The following is a 20,755-nucleotide window of genomic DNA, read 5'->3' as shown; positions in this document are numbered from 1 at the left end:
TTTACCCTGTACCTTTTTGTAAATCAGGGTGTACCCGACTCATTTTCTTTTTCATACTACTTGTTCTGCAGTTCATTCATCAATGTATTGCAGAGTTTCTTTGCAATCTTTTTTGAGATTTTTAGTGTTTTTACTAGGCGCGAGATATACGAGTCCTGAAGTTCGCTTTCCTCAAATACCTGGAGGAGCGTCATGAGATTCCGCTCCTCACAGATTTCTTCAGCGATCAGTAATGCCGCATCTTTCTGCTTTGCCATCATTTCTTCTTTTATATCCGCAAAGACCTGTACGTCTCTGACCCCGTGAAATTTTTCGAACTCTTCATATTCTGTAAAAGTACTTGTATATTTTTTTATTGCATTGGAATGGATGATCCCGGGCATTTCCAGCATGTATTCAGCCATGCTGCTGTATTTGTACCGCTCCGGACGCCTTACCATTCCCGCCTTTACAGGATTCAGATGGATATACCGCATACAATTCCAATAGTATGCATCTGTTTCAATGCATTCACTAATAAATCTGTTTTGAAATACATGGCCATTTCTGTAATGCTTGTAATTGTAATAATTCGCATACTCGGCCAAAACGACTGCCATAAATAATGATAAAACCTGGAGTTCAGCTTTGATAATCAGATGTGCGTGATTTGACATGATACAATATGCGTAAATTTCTACGTCATATTTCTTTAGATATTTTAGAATGATTTTTTTGAAATAAATCTTTTCTCTTTGCTGATTATAGATTTTCTCTTTATTGATTCCCTTAACGATAACATGGTAAAAATCTGTAAAACTTTTTTGTCTTCTTTTTGTTGGCATTCAGCTCCTCCTTTCGGATGCTGAACTCCATTCAGGTACAGGGTAAATGTCATTTGGGTACACCCTGATTTTCAATTTGGGACGTAGACCTTTGCAAAAGGTCTACGTCCCAAATTGTTTGTTGTTATTTCAATCCCATCTCTTCTCTTACTTCGATGAAGCATTTTACGATGAAATCGATATCTTCTTTGGTATGGCTTGCGCATACCTGTGTACGGATTCTTGCTTTTCCCTTCGGTACTACCGGATAGGAGAATGCTACGACATACACACCCTTGTCCATCATGCGGCTTGCGAACTCTGCTGCTGTCTTCTCATCGTACAGCATAACCGGTACGCAGGGATGTGTTCCCGGAATGATGTCGAATCCGTTGTCTACCAGTTTCTGACGGTAGTATGCGGTTACTTCCTCCAGGTGATCGCGAAGCTCTGTGCTCTCGTCCAGCATGTCAAAGAGCTCCAGGCTTGCGCCGACGATCGCCGGTGCCAGGGAGTTGGAGAAGAGGTACGGACGGCTTCTCTGACGAAGAAGATCAATGATCTCTTTACGTCCGGATGTATATCCGCCGGAAGCTCCGCCGAGCGCTTTGCCCAGGGTTCCTGTGATGATGTCAACACGTCCCTGTACGCCGCAGTACTCCGGAGTTCCACGTCCTGTTTTTCCTACGAATCCAACTGCATGGCTGTCGTCTACCATTACCAGTGCATTGTATTTATCTGCCAGGTCGCATACGCCCTGCAGGTTGCAGATGATACCATCCATGGAGAATACACCGTCTGTTGCGATCAGTTTGATTCTTGCGCCGGCTTCATCAGCCTCTTTTAATTTCGCTTCCAGATCTTCCATATTATTGTTTTTGTAACGGAATCTCTTTGCCTTGCAAAGACGAACGCCATCGATGATGGATGCGTGGTTCAGTTCATCACTGATAACTGCATCGTCTGCTGTCAGGATCGTCTCAAACAGACCGCCGTTCGCATCGAAGCAGGAGGAGTAAAGAATCGTGTCGTCTGTTCCCAGGAAGTTGGAGATCTTTTTCTCCAGCTGTTTGTGGATATCCTGGGTTCCGCAGATGAAACGTACGGAAGCAACACCAAATCCTTTCTGGTCATAGGTTTTCTTTGCAGCCTCGATCAGACGCGGGCTGTCGCCAAGACCCAGATAGTTGTTTGCGCACATGCAAAGAAGTTCTCTTCCGTCTTCCATCTTTACTTTTGCGCCCTGGGGAGATACAAACGGAGCCTCGCCTTTAAAAAGTCCGGCTTCCTTAATTCCCTCTACTTCTTTTGCGTAAATGTCCAAAATATCGTTTTTACGAGCCATTTCGTTCAAATCCTTCTTTCTTATTAAATAAGTAGTAATTTTCTGCCGCGTCTTTTAAACGCAGCCTGTCCTGACCTGATCGTTTTAGTCGTTGATGTGAGACCAGTCAAGGATAACTTTTCCGGACTCTCCGGAGATCATAGCCTCAAATCCCTTCGCAAAGTCTTTGATGTCGAAGTGATGTGTGATAATCTCGGAAATGTCCAGTCCTGCCTGCAGCATGGTAGACATCTTGTACCAGGTATCCCATACCTTTCTTCCATAGATACCGCGCAGGTTCAGTCCGTTGAAGATCACTGTCTCAAGGTCTACGGTAGCGTCTGTTCTCTGCAGTCCCAGAAGAGCGATCTTTCCGCCGTGCTTCATGTTGTGGATCATGTCATGAAGAGCAGCCTGGGAACCGGACATCTCAAGACCTACGTCGAATCCTTCGGTCATGCCGATCTCGTTCATTACATCCGGCAGTTTCTCTTTTGCAAGGTTCACAACTCTGGTAGCGCCCAGCTTCTTAGCCAGTTCCAGACGATACTCGTTAAAGTCTGTCACTACAACGTGTCTTGCGCCTGCGAATTTAACGATAGCCGCTGCCATGATACCGATGGGGCCTGCGCCTGCCACCAGCACGTCCTCGCCTAATACATCGTAGGAAAGTGCGGTGTGAGTTGCATTTCCAAACGGATCAAAGATCGCGTACATCTCTTCCGGGATGTTCGGGTTGCAGGGCCATACGTTGGAGGCAGGGATTACCAGGTATTCCGCAAATGCACCGTTGCGGTTTACGCCCACACCTTTGGCATCCTTACAGTTTTCTTTGTGTCCTTCCAGACAGTTGCGGCATTTTCCGCAGGTGATGTGTCCTTCACCGGATACCAGGTCTCCGATATTGAAGCCCTTCACTCCGGATCCAACCTCAACAACCTCGCCAACATACTCATGTCCTGCTGTCAGGCCGATCGGAATAGTGTGCTGTGCCCAGTCATTCCACTGCCAGATATGTACGTCTGTTCCGCAGATCGCGGTCTTGTGGATCTTGATCTTGACGTCGTTAGGTCCCACTTCCGGGATCGGAACCCGTTTCATCCACAAGCCTTCTTCCGGCTTCTCTTTGACGAGCGCCCACATCATTCCATCATTTTTTTCACTCATGTTGATACCTCCCATATCTTCGTCTCCCCAGACGATTCTTGTATTTCGTTACTATTATATCATTCATTTTCACGACACACAATGGATATTCATGAGTTTCATGTGTACAATTTGTTCATTTTTTTGTACACAAGGCCCGAATAATAAGTTAATATTTACAAATCCGTGCATTTCTTTTATAATGATATTTAGCATTATTATTGGGGGACCATAATCCGAAATCTAGAAGAAAGAGAGGATGCAGATATTGTGATGCGAAATATCTGCGAGAAAAGATGCAAACAGTTAAAAACATCATTAGCAAATGGAACAGCATCAGTCTGGTCAAACGTATCATTTGTGGATTGATCATTGGTATCATCCTTGGACTTGTTGTTCCGCAGGCATCCGGAATTTCGATTCTCGGAGACCTGTTCGTAGGCGCCCTTCGAGGCATCGCTCCCGTACTGGTATTCTTCCTGGTTATGAGCTCGCTCTGCCACATGGGGAAGGGACAGAAGACCAATATGAAAGTGATCGTAATCCTGTACATGGCCGGCAATATTCTTGCAGCAGCCTGTGCCGTAGCAGCAAGCTACATTTTCCCGATCACCCTGACCTTTACCGAGAATACAGACACCAGTGATGTTGCTCCTCCGAGCGGCGTGACCGAAGTCTTAACCAACCTTCTGATGAACCTGGTTGACAACCCGGTAAATGCCATCGTACAGGCAAACTACATTGGTATCCTGTTCTGGGCCATCATCTTTGGTGTTGCTCTGAAAGGGGCGGGCGAAGGAACCAAAAATGCTCTGGAACACATCTCCGATGCAGTATCCATCGCCGTACAGTGGGTCATCAGCTGTGCACCGTTCGGTATCATGGGTCTGATTTTCACCACCATTTCCGAGCAGGGACTTTCCGTTCTCCTTGGATACGGACGTCTGATCCTGGTACTGGTTGGAACCATGGCCGCTGTTGTATTCATTGTAAACCCGATCATCGTGTTCCTGTTTATCCGCAAGAACCCGTTCAAACTGATCTTTACCTGTCTGAAGGAAAGCTTTATCACTGCGTTCTTCACCAGAAGCTCCGCTGCGAACATTCCTGTTAACATGAAGCTTTGCGAAAGACTTGGCCTGGATGAAGATACCTACTCTATCTCCATTCCTCTTGGCGCTACCGTAAACATGGCTGGTGCGGCAATCACCATTTCTACCATGGCACTGGCAGCAGCCAACACCCTGGATATCCACGTTTCCGTCGGCAGTGCACTGATCATGTGCGTACTGGCAGCAGCCAGTGCAGCCGGAGCTTCCGGTGTTGCAGGCGGTTCCCTGCTTCTGATCCCGCTGGCATGTAGTCTGTTCGGTATCCCGAATGACATCTCCATGCAGGTAGTCGGTGTCGGATTCATCATCGGTGTAATCCAGGATTCCTGTGAGACAGGCGTTAACTCTTCTACAGACGTTCTGTATACAGCGATCGCAGACTTCCGCGACCGCCGGATCCATCCGGAACACTACGCAAACAAGCCGTTTGATCCGGAGATCAAGATTCTGTAATTTTCAGATTACACGCGTACACAAAAGACTTACAATTACATACGGTTTCAAGACAGGCAGATCTTCTGCCTGTCTTTTTTTGTCCCTATACCTGTCAGTCCTGCCAGTAACACGCCGTCTTTACCTACGCCTGCCTGTATGCGAAAGATGCAAAAAACACATACAGGTGCGCAAACAACTTCTTAGCGTGCCATTAGCGCTCTTTGTGCATTTCGACGAAAAACATGTTTTTTCAATATTTTCCATCGTCATCATTTACAAATCATCCAAAATCTAGTATATTAAAAACATCATTATTTTAGCGTTATCTTAACACGCTACAGGTAACGTGTCAAGAAGAAAGAGAGGGAAAATATGGAAAAACTCAAAGGCATCATTCAAAAATGGGACAGCATCAGTTTGGTGAAACGGATCATCTGCGGACTGATCATCGGTATCATTCTCGGTCTGGTCGTACCGCAGGCAAGCGCGATCTCTATTCTGGGGGATTTATTTGTCGGAGCTCTGCGCGGAGTTGCACCGATTCTGGTATTTTTCCTGATCATGAGTTCTCTGTGCCGTATGGGCGAAGGACAGAAAACCAACTTAAAGGTAATCGTCATCCTTTATATGGCGGGCAATGTGGTGGCTGCAGCCTGTGCCGTAGTGGCAAGCCGGCTGTTTCCGATCGTTCTTACCTTTTCTGAGAGCACGGACACCAGCGACGTTACCCCGCCCAGCGGAGTTACAGAGGTCATCACCAATCTTCTGATGAACCTGGTGGATAATCCGGTCAACGCCCTGATCAACGCCAACTTCATCGGCATCCTTGCATGGGCCATTATCTTTGGTATCGCGCTCAAAGGCGCCAGCGAAGGAACCAAAAATGCGCTGGACAATATCTCTGACGCAGTTTCCACTGCAGTCAGATGGGTCATCAACTGCGCTCCCTTCGGTATCATGGGACTGATCTTTACTACCATTTCCGAACAGGGTCTGTCTGTCCTCCTTGGATACGGACGTCTGATCCTGGTACTGGTCGGAACCATGGCGGCGGTAGCGCTGATCATCAATCCGATCATCGTATTTTTGTTCATCCGCAAAAATCCTTACAAGCTGGTATTCACCTGCCTGAAGGAAAGCTTTATCACCGCATTCTTCACCAGAAGTTCTGCGGCAAATATCCCGGTAAATATGGGACTGTGCGAGCGGCTGGGACTGGACGAAGACACTTACTCCATCTCCATTCCGCTTGGAGCAACCGTAAATATGGCCGGCGCAGCCATCACCATTTCTACGATGGCCCTTGCAGCGGCGAATACTCTGGGTATTGAAGTATCGATCCCCAGCGCGCTGATCATGTGTGTACTGGCGGCTGCCAGTGCGGCAGGAGCCTCCGGCGTGGCAGGCGGATCTCTGCTTCTGATCCCGCTGGCCTGCAGCCTGTTTGGTATCCCCAACGATATCTCCATGCAGGTGGTAGGTGTCGGATTTATCATCGGCGTTATCCAGGATTCCTGCGAGACTGGTATCAACTCCTCTACGGACGTACTTTACACCGCCATCGCAGACTTCCGTGATCGCCGGATCCATCCGGAACGCTATGCGGACAAGCCGTTTGATCCGGAGATCAAGATTTTATAAAACGTGTAAAAAGAAAATATGCCCCTTTTTGGTTGTCATACTTTCACAAAAGAAGGCGCCCTCCAACCGGCGGACGCCTTCTCTATTTTACTCTCTGAATATTTTCAGCACTTTTTACCACTCGAATTTCTTCTCGAAATAGCTCTCCAGATCTTCGATCTTTACTCTCTCCTGCTCCATGGTATCTCTGTCACGAACGGTCACCGCGCCGTCTTCCTCAGACTCGAAGTCATAGGTAATGCAGAACGGTGTTCCGATCTCGTCCTGGCGGCGGTAGCGTTTTCCGATATTGCCGCGCTCATCGAACTCACAGTTGTACTTTTTGGACAGTTTTGCGTAAATCTTCTCTGCGCCCTCGCTCAGCTTCTTGGACAGCGGCAGCACGCCGATCTTGACCGGAGCCAGCGCCGGATGGAAATGGAGAACCGTACGCATGTCTCCGCCTTCCAGCTCTTCCTCATCATAAGCGCTGCACAGGAAGGCAAGGACCATACGGTCCGCTCCCAGTGACGGCTCGATCACGTAAGGAATGTATTTGATCTTCTTCTCATCATCAAAATAAGACAGATCCTGTTTGGACACGTTCTGATGCTGGGTCAGGTCAAAGTCTGTACGGTCTGCGATTCCCCACAGTTCGCCCCATCCAAAGGGGAAGAGGAATTCCACGTCTGTGGTTGCCTTGCTGTAATGGCTCAGTTCTTCCGGAGAGTGATCGCGGTAGCGCATTTCCTCATCCTTGATGCCCAGGGTCTTCAGCCAGTCCAGACAGAATTTTTTCCAGTATGCGTGCCATTCCAGATCCGTATCCGGCTCGCAGAAGAACTCCAGCTCCATCTGCTCAAACTCTCTGGTACGGAACGTAAAGTTTCCAGGTGTGATCTCATTTCGGAAGGATTTACCGATCTGGCAGATTCCAAAGGGGATCTTCTTTCTGGAGGTACGCTGTACATTTTTAAAGTTTACGAAAATACCCTGTGCCGTCTCCGGGCGAAGGTAAACCACGCTCTTGGCGTCTTCTGTTACACCCTGGAAGGTCTTGAACATCAGGTTAAATTCACGGATCTCGGTGAAATTGTGTTTGCCGCAGGTAGGGCAGGGGATCTGATGCTCCTCGATATACTGCTCCATCTGCTCGTGGCTCCAGCCGTCGATGCTGTCCGGAAGCTCCAGGTCATTTTCTTTTGCATAATCCTCGATCATCTTGTCAGCGCGGAAACGCTCATGGCACTCTTTACAGTCCATCAGAGGATCGCTGAATCCGCCCAGATGTCCGCTGGCCACCCAGGTCTGTGGGTTCATCAGGATCGCACAGTCCACGCCTACGTTGTAGGGAGACTCCTGTACGAATTTCTGCCACCAGGCTCTTTTTACGTTATTCTTCAGCTCAACGCCCAGGTTTCCATAGTCCCATGTATTTGCCAGCCCGCCGTAGATCTCAGATCCCGGATAAACGAATCCTCTTGATTTCGCCAGCGCAACGATTTTGTCCATTGTCTTTTCTACCATGCCCTATTCCTCTCTTCCATATGTTTATCTGTATTTTCTATAAATACAATGATTGTTAATAATTATACAGTTTGCGGCCCGTGTTTTCAAGCCTTATTCCACATTTGTTTTCAGGATTTATTCTACGATCATTTTCAGGATTTCCAGAGATTTAAAATGTCTGTCCACATACTTTTCCAGATAATCTGCAACGATCTTTTCCAGTTCGTCCAGCACCTCTTCTTTTACCACGAAGGTGTACAGCTTTTCCACCGGGGAGGATACAATGTACTGCAGGGTGTAGACCGTGGAGGGAAGGATGGTTCCGGCTCCGTTTTCCAGGCGGCCGCAGTCCTCGCAGAGAAATCCGCCCCGCCGGACGCTGAAGCGCCAGGGTCCTTCCTTGCGCCCGCAGGCCATGCAGGAAAATACCTGGGGGCCTTCTCCATTTACCGTCACGGCCTTGAGTTCGTAAATGCAGCGCACCAGCCGGTTGGGGATATGGGGATTCAAAAGCGCCCGCAGGGTCTGGTAAAGAAGCCCCAGAAGCTGCGTCTCATCATTTCCTTCTCTGGCGTAATAGCCGGCCAGATCCATGAAGTAGAAGCCATAGTACGCCCCCTCCATATCCTGGCGGAGCTCGGAAAAATAATTGGAAATAGAGGCCGACATCAATGTATAGGATGTCCGCCCCTCGTAGATCGCAAATGTGCCGAAAGCAAAGGGTTCTGTAACGCCCATCAGCGCATTTCCCGCTCTTCTGGCTCCCCTGGCAAAGGCGGAGATCTTGCCCCTCTCCCTTGTCAGGATCACGATCCGTTTATCATACTCTCCTATCGGCGCCGCCGACAGCACCATGCCAGTCACCGTGATCTGATTCAACTTCCCTTTCTCCTTTGCGGGACCTTTGCTCCCGCCCGCAGCCGGCCGCATTTCTATAGCTGAGATAGTCCTTTATGCTGCCGGTCTTAAGAAATTGGTTCCAGTAATTTTCTTCCACTTTTGATCACCTCATCCTCTGTTACTCTTCTGAGGATAGGTTCTCCCGGAAAACCACTTCTTTATTCTTCTTCCCGATATCCAAAATTTTTCATCAGGAATTCGCTGTCTCTCCAGTCCTTCTTCACCTTAACCCAAAGCTTGAGATTTACCTGGCAATCCAGCATTTTTTCAATCTCATACCGGGCCGTGCTGCCGATTTTTTTCAACATATTTCCTTGTTTACCAATAATAATCCCCTTGTGGGAATCCCGCTCGCAGATGATCGTCGCGTCGATATGCATGATCTTGTTCTTTTTCTGCATCCGGTCAATGGCCACGGCAATGCCGTGAGGGATCTCTTCCTGCAGGCTGTGGAGAGCCTTTTCGCGGATCAGTTCCGCCACGATCTGGCGCTCCGGCTGGTCGGTCACTGTGTCCTCATCATAAAACTGCGGACCATAAGGCAGATATTTGAAAATCTCCCGCACCAGCTCATCCGTATTATCCCCGTTTCTCGCCGAAACCGGCACGATCTCCGCGAAATCGCAGACATCCTTGTACGCCGCGATCACCGGAAGGATCTCCTCCTTCTTCACACTGTCGATCTTATTGATCACCAGGATCACCGGCGTGTTCACCCGGCGGAGCTGGTCTGCGATATGCTGCTCGCCGGCGCCGATAAACGTAGCAGGCTCTACCAGCCAGAGGATCACGTCCACTTCTTTCAGCGTCCGCTCCGCCACATTTACCATATACTCGCCCAGCTTATTCTTCGCCTTGTGGATCCCCGGCGTGTCCACAAACACGATCTGCCCCTCTTCGGTAGTCAGGATCGTCTGGATCCGGTTCCTCGTCGTCTGCGGCTTGTTGGACGTAATCGCGATCTTCTGGCCGATCAGCTGGTTCATCAGTGTAGATTTCCCCACATTCGGCCGGCCGATCAACGTCACAAAGCCAGATTTATAATGATTATTCATGCTTTTCCTCCCAATGGGGACGTAGTCATTTGCAAAAGGGGACAGGGTAAAGTGCAAAAGGTCTACGTCCCCTGTTAAAACCTTGTCACTGTCCCGAACATTTCTTTTTCCGCGTCTATGGCCTCTTCGCTGCCGATGACGCACACCTGCCCGGCAGCCAGCACGGCTTCCGCCACGTCTGCCAGCGCCCGGATGTCTTCCTGTCCTGCTTCCAGGATCTCTTCCCTCTCTTTGCGGATCATCTCTTCACTGACATGATTCATGTAGAGGTTCATGGAGCGGTCTCCTTTGGCCGCCGGCGTCATGGGCTGGTCGATATTGCTGATGGTGCCGATGATGTATTTGGTCATATCCCTCTCGCTGACGGTGAAGTTCCGGAGGTATTCCGGAACGCCTTCGTAGACTTCCATGGTCCGTTTCAGGTTGGGATCCCGGTAGGAGACAAAAAACCCTTCTCCGATCCGGTTGAAATTGCTCATGCAGCCGTAAGCCCCGCCTTTGACGCGGATATTCTGCCACAGGTATTCGTAGCTCATGATCACTTTCAGGATCTGCAGCGCCCCGGTATAGGAAGCGCCCTGATCGATAAAGTTACCGGCCCTTGCCACGTACTGCACTTTGGAAGCGGTTTTGAACCCTTCGTTCTTTTTCTCGCAGTGCAGGATGCAGGCCTGGGGTTCCACCGGTTCTGTAAAAAGCTTTTCTTTAAGGCCTTTTACCTGTTCTTCGATCCCCGCCAGTCCTTCCGCCGCCGCTGTGTAGCTGATCATCAGATTGTCCGCGCGGAACAGCCGTTTTGCCAGAGCGCCAAGCTTCCGGACCAGATCTTCTTTTTCTTCTTCATAGTGATCTGTGATCCTGGAAACAACCCGGTAAAATTCTATGCCGCCTGTCAGGTCTTTTAATCTGGCCGACGGAGACGCATAAGCCATGGCCCGTAATACTGCGGTGGTGTGTCCCGCAGACTGGAAGCGCATCAGAAGTCTGGATTTCAGCATTTCCAGGATCTCCAGAAGCCGCTTTTCATCTGTAAGCTTTGACTCGGTCAGGATCTCCGCCATCATGGCAAATGCCACCGGCAGCTTCTCATAGAGCGCCTTGGTTTTGATCTCAAATGTCGCCCTAAATGCTTTTTCTTTTACTTTCGTCACATCCGGATACAGTTCCAGCGAAGTGCCGATGCCGCCGGTGTGCACGTTGATCTCATTAAATAATTCTCCGTATTCATAATGCGTGGTATCGATAACTCCAAGCGTCGCCTGCAGGATCCCCACATAAGGCAGCAGCTCTTCCGGAACGCCGGACATATCGAACAGCAGATCCAGATATCCGATGCCATTGGTCTCTATCTCATGAAAGATCATGGGAACTCCTGCCGCCTGTTTTTCTTCATTGAATACAGGCGCGATCTTACGGGAAATGTCTTCTCGTTTCAGAACCGGGATTTTCTCCAGATCCTCCGGCCTGTCCTCTTTGGACTGGTACTCCTCCAGCTCGCGGGTCTTCGTTACCAGTTCTTCTCTTTCTTCCGGGCTCAATCCGTCCTTGTAGGCCGCAAGCTTTTCCCGAAGCTCCCGGTCCATCCTGGCGGTCCGTCCCTTTTCCGGTTTCACCACCACAATGGCTCCATGAGGATTCTCCAGAAGATATCTGCGGATCAGATCTTCGTAATAGCCGGTGCCGATCTGCTTCTTTAAAAATGCGAAGGTATCCAGCGCCTCAATGTGGATAAACGGCTTTTCATCGTCATAGAGCCAGCTGTCCATGATCTGAAGGCCGTACATCAGCCCCTTGGGATAACTGCCAAAATCCGCTTCCCTGTACCGGAATTCATGATAATTGATCCCGGCCTCCAGGGCTTTGGGATCCATTCCTTTTTCTACGATCCCGCTTAACACCTCTTCGATCTTCCGGACAAATGCATCCTTCTGATCTACATTTGCATTCTTTGACACCACAGAAAATACCGGCTGGCAGATCCCGTTGTCATAAGATCCCATAATGTCTTTTCCTATACCCGCATCTGTCAGCGCTTTTTTTAGCGGCGCTCCCGGCGCAGACAAAAGAGCATAATCCAGGATCTGGAATGCCAGGTAAAGCTCCCGGTCCAGGCTGGTACCGATCACTTTATTATAAGATAAATACGTATTATCGGCTTCTGATTCATCGCTTGCTATGGAATATGGAAGCTCTTTTTCTATCATATGGTCAAAAGCCTTCTGCATCGGGATCCGGGAATCCACCTGGATCTTATCAAAATGGCAGAGATATTCCTGATCCAGCCAGTTTAGCTTTTCTTCCATATCCATATTTCCATACAGGTAAATATAGCTGTTAGCGGGATGGTAATAGGTCTGGTGGAACGCCAGGAACTGTTCGTAGGTCAGTTCCGGAATATGCTCCGGGTCGCCGCCGGATTCATTGGCGTAAGGCGTGTCCGGGAAAAGGGTATTTAACACCACCCGGTCCAGCACGCTCTCCGGCGAGGAGAACGCTCCTTTCATCTCATTGTATACGACTCCGTTATACCCGAGTTCGCCGTCCGGCGTATCCAGCCTATAACTCCACCCTTCCTGGCGGAAGATTTCCTCATGCTGATAAATGTTCGGATACAGCACAGCGTCCATGTAGACGTGCATCAGGTTCTGAAAATCCTTGTCATTGCAGCTTGCCACCGGATATACCGTCTTATCCGGGTAAGTCATGGCATTTAAAAATGTATTGAGCGATCCTTTTACCAGTTCTACAAACGGATCCTTGGCCGGAAAATTCCTGGATCCGCACAGCACCGAGTGTTCCATGATGTGGGGCACGCCGGTGCTGTCCTTGGGAGGCGTGCGAAACCCGATACTGAACACTTTATTTTCATCATCATTTTCTATCAGAAGCACCCTGGCTCCGCTCTTTTTGTGGCGGCAAAGATACCCGCGGGAGCGGATCCCTGTCAGTTCTTCCTTCTGTAAGACTTCATAAGCCTTGATATTTGCCTCATTCATATGTCTGTCCTCTGACTCCTTTCATTTCCACATATTATAACGCTTTTTGGCTGCTGCTGCAATCACCACTGCAAAGAAAAGAACGGCACAGTGTATCCATGCCGTCCTGTCTCATTTTCTTTATTTTCTGCAGTCTGTCCGGTGGTTATGCATTGATTTTTCTGATCACCGCAAGGGTTCCGACCATCAGAAGGATTCCCACTGGCAGACAGATAAATGGATTTTGCACAAATCCGGCGATGATGTATGTCACAAAAGATACCGCCGCACAGGTCACCGCATAGGGAAGCTGGGTCGTCACATGATTTACGTGATTACACTGTGCGCCCGCCGAGGACATGATCGTCGTATCCGATATGGGCGAGCAGTGATCGCCGCAGACCGCGCCCGCCATGCAGGCGGAAATGGAGATGATCATCATGGTCTCGTTGGTTCCCTGGAACACCGCTACCACGATAGGGATCAGGATGCCAAAGGTTCCCCAGGAGGTTCCGGTGGCAAAGGACAGAAGGCAGCCTACCAGGAAAATAATGGCCGGCAGAAGATGCAGGAATCCTCCTGCCGCAGACTCCACAACCCCGGCTACATAATCCGCCGCTCCCAGGCTGTCTGTCATGGCTTTCAGCGTCCAGGCAAAGGTCAGGATCAGGATCGCCGGCACCATGGCCTTAAATCCTTCCGGCACGCAGACCATGGTCTCTCCGAAACTCAACACCCTGCGGAGCGCATAGAACACGGTCACGATCACAAATGCAAAAAAGCTTCCAAACATCAGTCCCACCGAAGCATCGCTTCCGGAGAACGCCTCTACAATGCCGGCGCCGGAGAAAAAGCCGCCGGTATAGATCATGCCGATGACACAGCAGACGATCAGCACCAGGATCGGGAATACCAGGTCGATCACCTTTCCCTTTGATTCATTGATCTCTTCTTCCATTCCCGCATAAGGTCTGTCCGGCGTGGTATAAAGGTCGCCCTTTCTGGCATTTTCTTCGTGCAGCTTCATCGGGCCGTAATCCACCTTCAGAAGCACCAGCGCCAGCATCATGGTGATCGTCAGAAGCGCATAATAGTTATAAGGAATGGCCCGGATAAAGATAGAAAATCCATCCTCTCCCTCTACAAATCCCGTAACTGCCGCAGCCCAGGAAGAAATCGGCGCGATAATACATACCGGCGCGGCTGTGGCGTCGATCAGATAGGCAAGCTTTGCCCTGGATACGTTGTGTTTGTCTGTCACAGGCCGCATCACGCTTCCCACAGTCAGACAGTTGAAATAATCGTCAATAAAGATCAGCACTCCAAGCAGGATGGTGGCAAGCTGCGCGCCTGCCCGGCTCTTGATATGCTCGCTGGCCCAGCGGCCGAAAGCGGCCGATCCTCCGGCCTTATTCATCATACAGACCATAATCCCAAGGATCACCAGGAACACCAGGATCCCCACATTGTAGCTGTCTGAAAGCACTCCCACGATCCCGTCCTGGAAGACATGGGTTACTGTTCGTTCAAAATCAAATCCCGCATAAAATACACCGCCGATCAGGATTCCGATAAACAGGGAACTATAGACCTCTTTTGTGATCAGCGCCAGCACAATAGCCACCACCGGCGGGATCAGCGACCAGAAGGTGGCGTACATTCCCGGTACATACTCCGTCTCTGCATCCGCCGCAAATACCGTCACGGCGCTGCATGCCAGGATCAGCAGAAACACAGTGGTTCCCCACACAAATCTTCTCTTTCCACTCATACTCTTTCTTCCTCTCTTATCATTCTTTCGTTTGCGGCAAAGTCCCGGCCAGACGCCGGAACCGCCTTGTCACATCAAAAATGCCATGAACTTGCGTCTTACAGCGCACATTCATGGCATAATTATCATTTCTCCTGATCCTTATCCCTGATAGTGCTCCACAAAAAGTGACAGTCCGCAGCATCTTCTGCATACGTCCCAGAGAAAAGGGGCCGGAAAACCTCCCTTTCTCTTCGGCAGCCTCCCCTTTCTTCCTCAGACAGCCATTCCGGTGCTTATGTCTGAAAAATACTGATGAAGCCTGCGCCTCTATCCGGTTCATGATTCATTTCTTATATTTTTGCATTAATCCCCTGAAATGTCAACCAGAAATACTCCGGTCCGGAGAAAGCCGGCAAAGTCCGGGAGCGTGCCTAGAAGAGAGAAACACCCATCTTCTCGGAAAGATACTCCAGGATCTTGATCCCGCCGGCGCTGTTTCCTTTTTCATCCAGGGCAGGGCCAAAGACCCCGATGCCCATCCGGTCTACCAGAGACGCCGCAATCCCGCCGCCCACGCCGCTCTTTGCCGGAAATCCAACGGTCATGGCAAATTCACCGGAGCCGTCATACATCCCGCAGGTCAGCATCAGCGCCCGGATGGCCTTGGCGTTCTGGGGTTCGATCAATTCTTCCCCGTCCCTGGGATCGATCCCGTGATTCGCCAGCACCAGGCTCATGTAGGCGATATCGTGGGCTGTCACATTGACAGAACACATGCGGAAATAAAAGTCCAGGCACTCTTCCACGTCCCCCTCCAGGATCCCGGACGCCTTCAGGTAATAGGCCAGCGCCCGGTTCCGGTCTCCGGTGTCCCGTTCCGACTCATATACCGCCTGATTTAACGCAATCTCATCGTTATCGCAAAGCTTTCTGGTAAATGTCAGGAAGCGTTCAAACTTCTCGTCCGCATCCGCCCCCTTAATACAGCTGGCCACCGCGATTGCCCCCGCATTGATAAAGGGATTGAAGGGCCTTGTCTTCGTTTCCAGTTTGATAATGGAATTAAAGGGATCGCCTGTCGGTTCCACCCCCACCTTTTCATGAAACAGATGGTCCGCCCCGCAGTCCCGGATTGCCAGGATCAGGGACGCCAGCTTCGAAATACTCTGTATCGTAAAGGGAATACGGGTATCCCCCGCCTCCAGCACATTTCCCTCCAGATCGATGGTACACACGCCCAGATAATACTGGTTCACCGCCCGCAGCTCCGGAATATACTGCGCCGTTTTCCCAAATTTTGTAAAAGCCTTTCCATATCGCAACGCATCTTTTAATAAATCCTCTGTCACCTTCATACCAAACTCCTCATTCTTTCTATCATATACGGACCCGCAGCTTCTCAATCCTCGTCCTCTCTTTTCTCCCTTTCATCATCCTCTCTTTCAGAGTCCTCTCTCTCATAAAGGAAGCGGACATATTCATAGATTGATGCAAAGTCCACCCTGCACTCTCCGTCAAAAATCCCCACCGGTATCTGATCCGTAAATGTATACAGCACCGGAAAATCCGTGTGCTCAAAATCATAAACCAGCACCCGTTTCTTCTTCGGATCAACGATCCAGTATTCCCGGACTCCGGCCGACTCATATTTACCAAGCTTCACGTACATATCCTTTTCCCATGTGGATGGGGAAAGGATCTCCACCACAAAATCCGGCGCCCCGTAAACGCACCGCCGCACCACCTTGCTGCGGTCGCACACCACCAGCACGTCCGGCTGCACCATCGTCCGGTCATCCCGGTCAAGCTGCACATCCAGCGGAGCGATCATCGGCAGGCAGTTCCCCTTCCCGTCACTGATATAATTGAACAGATCCTTCCATATCGACGTGATCAAGATCTGATGGATAGACTCCGGCGATGACATATCATAGATCACACCGTCGATCAGCTCTACCCGCCTGTCATCCGGCAGAGCATAATAGTCTGCCAGCGTATATTCCCCCTGGGCCTTCGAATCATCCGCCATATAAGCCAGGCTTTCCGCCACCCGGTCCGGTCGCGGACTTCTCTCCTCCCCTTCTCTTTCCACTGAACGGAACACTGTCTCCAGCGCCTGCATCGTAGTATATCTGGGCGACTCCGTCACCCCCGCAAAGATCTTCTGCACCGTCGCAAGCGGAACCCCTGTGTAATCGGAAATCTGCTCATTCGTAAGCCCGTACTCCCTCTTCTTCTCCCGCATCTCCTCAAGCGTCATAGCCGGCCTCCTTTCTCCTCATTTCCATTTGGCCTGTTTCTAATATACCATGTTCATGCCATATTTGGCAATAATATGGCAAGCAATGGCAAACGAGACGTAGCCCTTTTGCAAAGGGCTACGTCTCGTTTTCCATTAGCCGCCAGATCACTTCCCACATTGCCGGAAATGGAAAAGGGGACGTAGACCTTTTGCAAAGGTCTACGTCCCCTTTTCCATTTTTTCCGTTTATTCTTCTCCGTACAGAGTTACCAGTTTCTTCAGATAGGAATATCTTTCCATTGCTTCCTGCTCGTTCTTTGCGAAGAGTTTTTCTGCTCTTTCCGGATTGGATCTCTTCAGAGCGTTGTAACGAACTTCGCCGTTCAGGAATTCCTGATATCCTTCTTCCTTCGGCTCTTTGCTGTCCAGCGTGAATTTCGCGCCTTCTGCTGCCGGGTTGAAGCGGAAGTTATTCCAGTAACCGCATTCTACCGCAAGCTGCTCTTCGGTCTGAGCTTTGCTCATACCTTTCTTGATACCGTGGTTGATACACGGAGCGTATGCGATGATCAGGGACGGTCCCGGATATGCCTCTGCCTCTGCGATGGCTTTTACGGTCTGGTTGAAGTCAGCACCCATGGCGATCTGTGCTACATATACATAACCGTAGCTCATAGCGATGCCTGCCAGGTCTTTCTTCTTGGTCTCTTTACCGTTTGCAGCGAACTGTGCGGTTGCACCTGTCTTGGTAGCCTTGGAGGACTGTCCGCCTGTGTTGGAGTAAACTTCGGTATCGAATACCATGATGTTGATATCCTCGCCGCTTGCGAGTACGTGGTCAACGCCGCCGAATCCGATATCGTAAGCCCATCCGTCACCACCGAAGATCCACTGGGACTTCTTAGCCAGGAAGTCTTTGTTCTTTACAACATCCTTGCAAAGGTCGCAGTCGCATCCGTCCAGAACGGATACCAGTTTGTCTGTTGCATCCCCGTTGCTTGCGCCGCAGTTGAAGGTATCCAGGTATGCCTGGCATGCTTCTTTTACTTCTGCGGATGCCTTGTCAGATGCAGCGATCTCTTCTACTTCTGCTTTTAATCTCTTGCGGATTGCCTTCTGGGCAAGCAGCATACCGTAACCAAACTCTGCGTTATCCTCGAACAGAGAGTTGGACCATGCCGGACCCTGTCCCTTGGAGTTTACAGTGTAAGGTGTGGACGGTGAGGAGTTACCCCAGATAGAGGAACATCCTGTTGCGTTTGCAATATACATTCTGTCGCCAAACAGCTGTGTTACCAGTTTTGCGTACGGTGTCTCGCCGCAGCCTGCACATGCGCCGGAGAACTCAAGGAGCGGCTGTTTGAACTGGCTGCCCTTTACAGTCTCAGGTTTGAACTTGGCAACAACTTCCGGTTTTACTTCAATCTCTCTTCCGAAATCAAATACTTCCTGAGAAGCTACGTTTGCTTCCATGTTCTCCATAACGAGAGCCTTCTCGCCCTTCTTGCCCGGGCAGACATTTGCACAGGAACCGCATCCGGTACAGTCGTAAGCGGATACTGTCATGGTGAACTTCATTCCCGGCATACCGATCATGTCGATAGCCTGTGTTCCTTCCGGTGCTTTTGCAAGCTCTTCCTCTGTCAGGGCTACCGGACGGATAACAGCGTGCGGACATACATATGCACAGCGGTTACACTGGATACAGTTCTCTGCCTTCCATACCGGGATATCTACTGCGATACCACGTTTCTCATATGCAGAAGATCCGGACGGTGTGGAGCCGTCTACATAATCATTAAATGCAGATACAGGCAGGCTGTTTCCTTCCTGGGAATTTACCTTGGTCTGGATGTTCTTTACAAAGCTTACAACGTCGTCTCTTCCGCCCTTTACTTCCGGTGCGAAGAGGCCTTCATCCGGACAGGACTTCCAGGACTCCGGAACTTCTACTTCGTGTACCTGTTTTGCTCCTGCGTCGATGGCGTCATAGTTCATCTGAACGATCTTGTCGCCCTTTCTTCCATAGGTAGCTTTTGCAGCCTTCTTCATCAGGTCGATCGCTTCCTCTTCCGGAATAATGGCTGCCAGTTTGAAGAATGCAGACTGAAGAACAGTGTTGATACGTCCGCCAAGTCCGATCTCTTTACCGATCTTGATACCGTCGATGGTGTAGAACTTGATGTTGTGGTCAGCGATGTAAGCTTTTACCTGTCCCGGCAGATGCTTCTCAAGACCTTCCATATCCCACGGGCAGTTCAGAAGGAAGGTTCCTCCGTCTACCAGTTCCTGAACCATGTTATATTTGTTCACATAGGACGGATTGTGGCAGGCAACAAAGTTTGCCTGGTGGATCAGGTATGTGGACTTGATCGGTGACTTACCAAAACGCAGGTGAGACATGGTAACACCGCCGGACTTCTTGGAGTCATAATCAAAGTAAGCCTGTGCGTACATGTCTGTGTTGTCGCCGATGATCTTAATGGAGTTCTTGTTTGCTCCGACAGTACCGTCAGCGCCAAGACCCCAGAATTTACAGTTGATGGTTCCCTCCGGTGTGGTAACCAGAGCCGGTCCCACTTCCAGAGACAGGTGTGTTACATCATCCTCGATACCGATGGTGTATCTTTCTTTCTCTGTGTTGTTAAATACTGCAACGATCTGTGCAGGTGTGGTGTCCTTGGATCCCAGTCCGTAACGTCCGCTGAATACCGGAACGCTGTCAAATTTGGATCCTTTCAGTGCGGATACAACATCCAGGTACAGAGGCTCGCCCTGTGCTCCCGGCTCTTTGGTTCTGTCAAGAACATTGATGTATTTTACAGTATCCGGAATTGCGTCGATCAGAGCCTGCGCACAGAACGGACGATACAGACGTACTTTTACAACGCCCACCTTCTCGCCTGCTGCCAGCAGATAGTCGATAGTCTCCTCGATGGTATCACAGGCAGATCCCATTGCTACGATTACCTTCTCGGCATCCTCTGCTCCATAGTAGTTAAACAGCTTGTAGTTGGTTCCGATCTTTGCATTCACCTTGTCCATGTATTCCTGAACGATTCCCGGCATAGCATCATAGTAAGGATTGCATGCCTCTCTTGCCTGGAAGAAGATATCCGGGTTCTGCGCGGATCCTCTCTGGCACGGATGATTCGGGTTCAGTGCATGATTTCTGAATGCATCAATGGCATCCATGTCTACCATGTCCTTCAGATCCTCATAATCCCATGTCTCGATCTTCTGGATCTCATGAGAAGTACGGAATCCGTCGAAGAAGTTGATGAACGGAAGCTTGCCTTTGAGCGCTGCACAGTGTGCAACCGGGCTTAAGTCCATAACTTCCTGAACGCTGGACTCGCAGAGCATGGCAGCTCCGGTCTGACGGCATGCATATACGTCAGAGTGATCGCCGAAGATAGAAAGTGCATGGCTTGCCAGGGCACGTGCGGATACGTGGAATACACCCGGAAGCTGCTCACCTGCTACCTTGTACAGGTTCGGGATCATCAGGAGCAGACCCTGTGAAGCTGTAAATGTAGTGGTAAGGGCGCCTGCTGCCAGGGATCCGTGTACTGCACCTGCAGCTCCGGCCTCTGACTGCATCTCAGTAACCTGGACAGTCTGTCCAAAGATATTTTTTCTTCCCTCGGTTGCCCACTCATCTACATGTTCTGGCATAACAGATGATGGAGTAATCGGGTAAATAGTAGCAACTTCAGTGTAAGCATATGCTACATGAGCCGCAGCCTGATTACCATCCATGGTCTTCATTTTTCTCGCCATTTTCGTTGTTCCTCCTTCAAAAATTGTACAAATTAGAAATAATTTGGCATATATAATTATTATAGCCCCAGGCATTTTAAAAGTCTAGTGCATCTTGT

At 49.9% G+C, this 20,755-nt stretch carries 13 protein-coding genes and 1 riboswitch; of the genes, 2 read left to right on the top strand and 11 right to left on the bottom strand.

The features are described from left to right. Positions 1–56 precede the first annotated feature (56 nt). From H6A13_RS00830 to tdh, 3 genes are all read right to left on the bottom strand, one after another. Positions 57–824, bottom strand: coding sequence for a transposase (locus H6A13_RS00830; RefSeq protein ID WP_204907725.1), 768 nt, complete (start codon positions 822–824; stop codon positions 57–59). Positions 825–948: 124 nt separating this feature from the next. Next, on the bottom strand, positions 949–2,148 hold the full coding sequence (locus tag H6A13_RS00825; protein ID WP_204907724.1) for a glycine C-acetyltransferase: 1,200 nt from the start codon (positions 2,146–2,148) through the stop codon (positions 949–951). An 84-nt stretch (positions 2,149–2,232) separates the two neighbouring features. Further along, positions 2,233–3,294: an L-threonine 3-dehydrogenase gene (gene tdh / locus H6A13_RS00820; protein WP_204907723.1), complete on the bottom strand. Its 1,062-nt coding sequence runs from the start codon at positions 3,292–3,294 to the stop codon at positions 2,233–2,235. Between the two features lie 275 nt (positions 3,295–3,569). Between tdh and sstT (H6A13_RS00815) the strand changes: the two genes are divergently transcribed. Both sstT (H6A13_RS00815) and sstT (H6A13_RS00810) read left to right on the top strand, forming a co-directional pair. After that, positions 3,570–4,838 (top strand): serine/threonine transporter SstT, encoded by a 1,269-nt coding sequence (sstT, locus tag H6A13_RS00815; protein WP_204907722.1) that lies wholly within the window; start codon positions 3,570–3,572, stop codon positions 4,836–4,838. Between the two features lie 354 nt (positions 4,839–5,192). Next, positions 5,193–6,461 carry a serine/threonine transporter SstT gene (gene sstT / locus H6A13_RS00810; protein ID WP_204907721.1) on the top strand — a complete coding sequence of 423 codons (1,269 nt, stop codon included), beginning with the start codon at positions 5,193–5,195 and terminating at the stop codon, positions 6,459–6,461. A gap of 114 nt (positions 6,462–6,575) precedes the next feature. Here the strand turns inward: sstT (H6A13_RS00810) and H6A13_RS00805 are convergent, their stop codons facing one another. From H6A13_RS00805 to nifJ, 8 genes are all read right to left on the bottom strand, one after another. Then, positions 6,576–7,967, bottom strand: coding sequence for a glycine--tRNA ligase (locus H6A13_RS00805; RefSeq protein WP_204907720.1), 1,392 nt, complete (start codon positions 7,965–7,967; stop codon positions 6,576–6,578). 117 nt (positions 7,968–8,084) lie between these two features. Next, complete coding sequence (recO, locus tag H6A13_RS00800) at positions 8,085–8,828, bottom strand: DNA repair protein RecO (RefSeq protein WP_204907719.1); 744 nt, start codon at positions 8,826–8,828, stop codon at positions 8,085–8,087. A 179-nt stretch (positions 8,829–9,007) separates the two neighbouring features. Beyond that, the gene (gene era, locus H6A13_RS00795) at positions 9,008–9,904 is read right to left on the bottom strand and encodes a GTPase Era (RefSeq protein ID WP_204907718.1); all 897 of its coding nucleotides are present in this window, start codon (positions 9,902–9,904) and stop codon (positions 9,008–9,010) included. Positions 9,905–9,978: 74 nt separating this feature from the next. Continuing rightward, positions 9,979–12,900 carry an insulinase family protein gene (locus tag H6A13_RS00790; RefSeq protein WP_204907717.1) on the bottom strand — a complete coding sequence of 974 codons (2,922 nt, stop codon included), beginning with the start codon at positions 12,898–12,900 and terminating at the stop codon, positions 9,979–9,981. Between the two features lie 145 nt (positions 12,901–13,045). Then, complete coding sequence (locus tag H6A13_RS00785; RefSeq protein ID WP_204907716.1) at positions 13,046–14,650, bottom strand: Na+/H+ antiporter NhaC family protein; 1,605 nt, start codon at positions 14,648–14,650, stop codon at positions 13,046–13,048. Positions 14,651–14,793: 143 nt separating this feature from the next. Next, positions 14,794–14,970, bottom strand: a riboswitch (Lysine riboswitch). A gap of 93 nt (positions 14,971–15,063) precedes the next feature. Further along, positions 15,064–15,987: a glutaminase A gene (glsA, locus tag H6A13_RS00780; protein WP_204907715.1), complete on the bottom strand. Its 924-nt coding sequence runs from the start codon at positions 15,985–15,987 to the stop codon at positions 15,064–15,066. 44 nt (positions 15,988–16,031) lie between these two features. Next, a complete protein-coding gene (locus H6A13_RS00775) occupies positions 16,032–16,892 on the bottom strand; it encodes a Uma2 family endonuclease (RefSeq protein ID WP_204907714.1) in 861 nt (286 codons plus the stop codon). A gap of 228 nt (positions 16,893–17,120) precedes the next feature. After that, positions 17,121–20,657, bottom strand: a complete 3,537-nt coding sequence (gene nifJ, locus H6A13_RS00770) for a pyruvate:ferredoxin (flavodoxin) oxidoreductase (protein ID WP_204907713.1) — start codon at positions 20,655–20,657, stop codon at positions 17,121–17,123. Positions 20,658–20,755: the final 98 nt, after the last annotated feature.

Origin of the sequence: Mordavella massiliensis, assembly GCF_016902415.1 — a bacterium.
GTDB classification, from domain to species: Bacteria; Bacillota; Clostridia; order Lachnospirales; family Lachnospiraceae; genus Merdimonas; species Merdimonas faecigallinarum.
The sequence above is the reverse complement of the archived record's forward strand: the minus strand, read 5'-3'. Positions and strand labels throughout refer to the sequence as shown.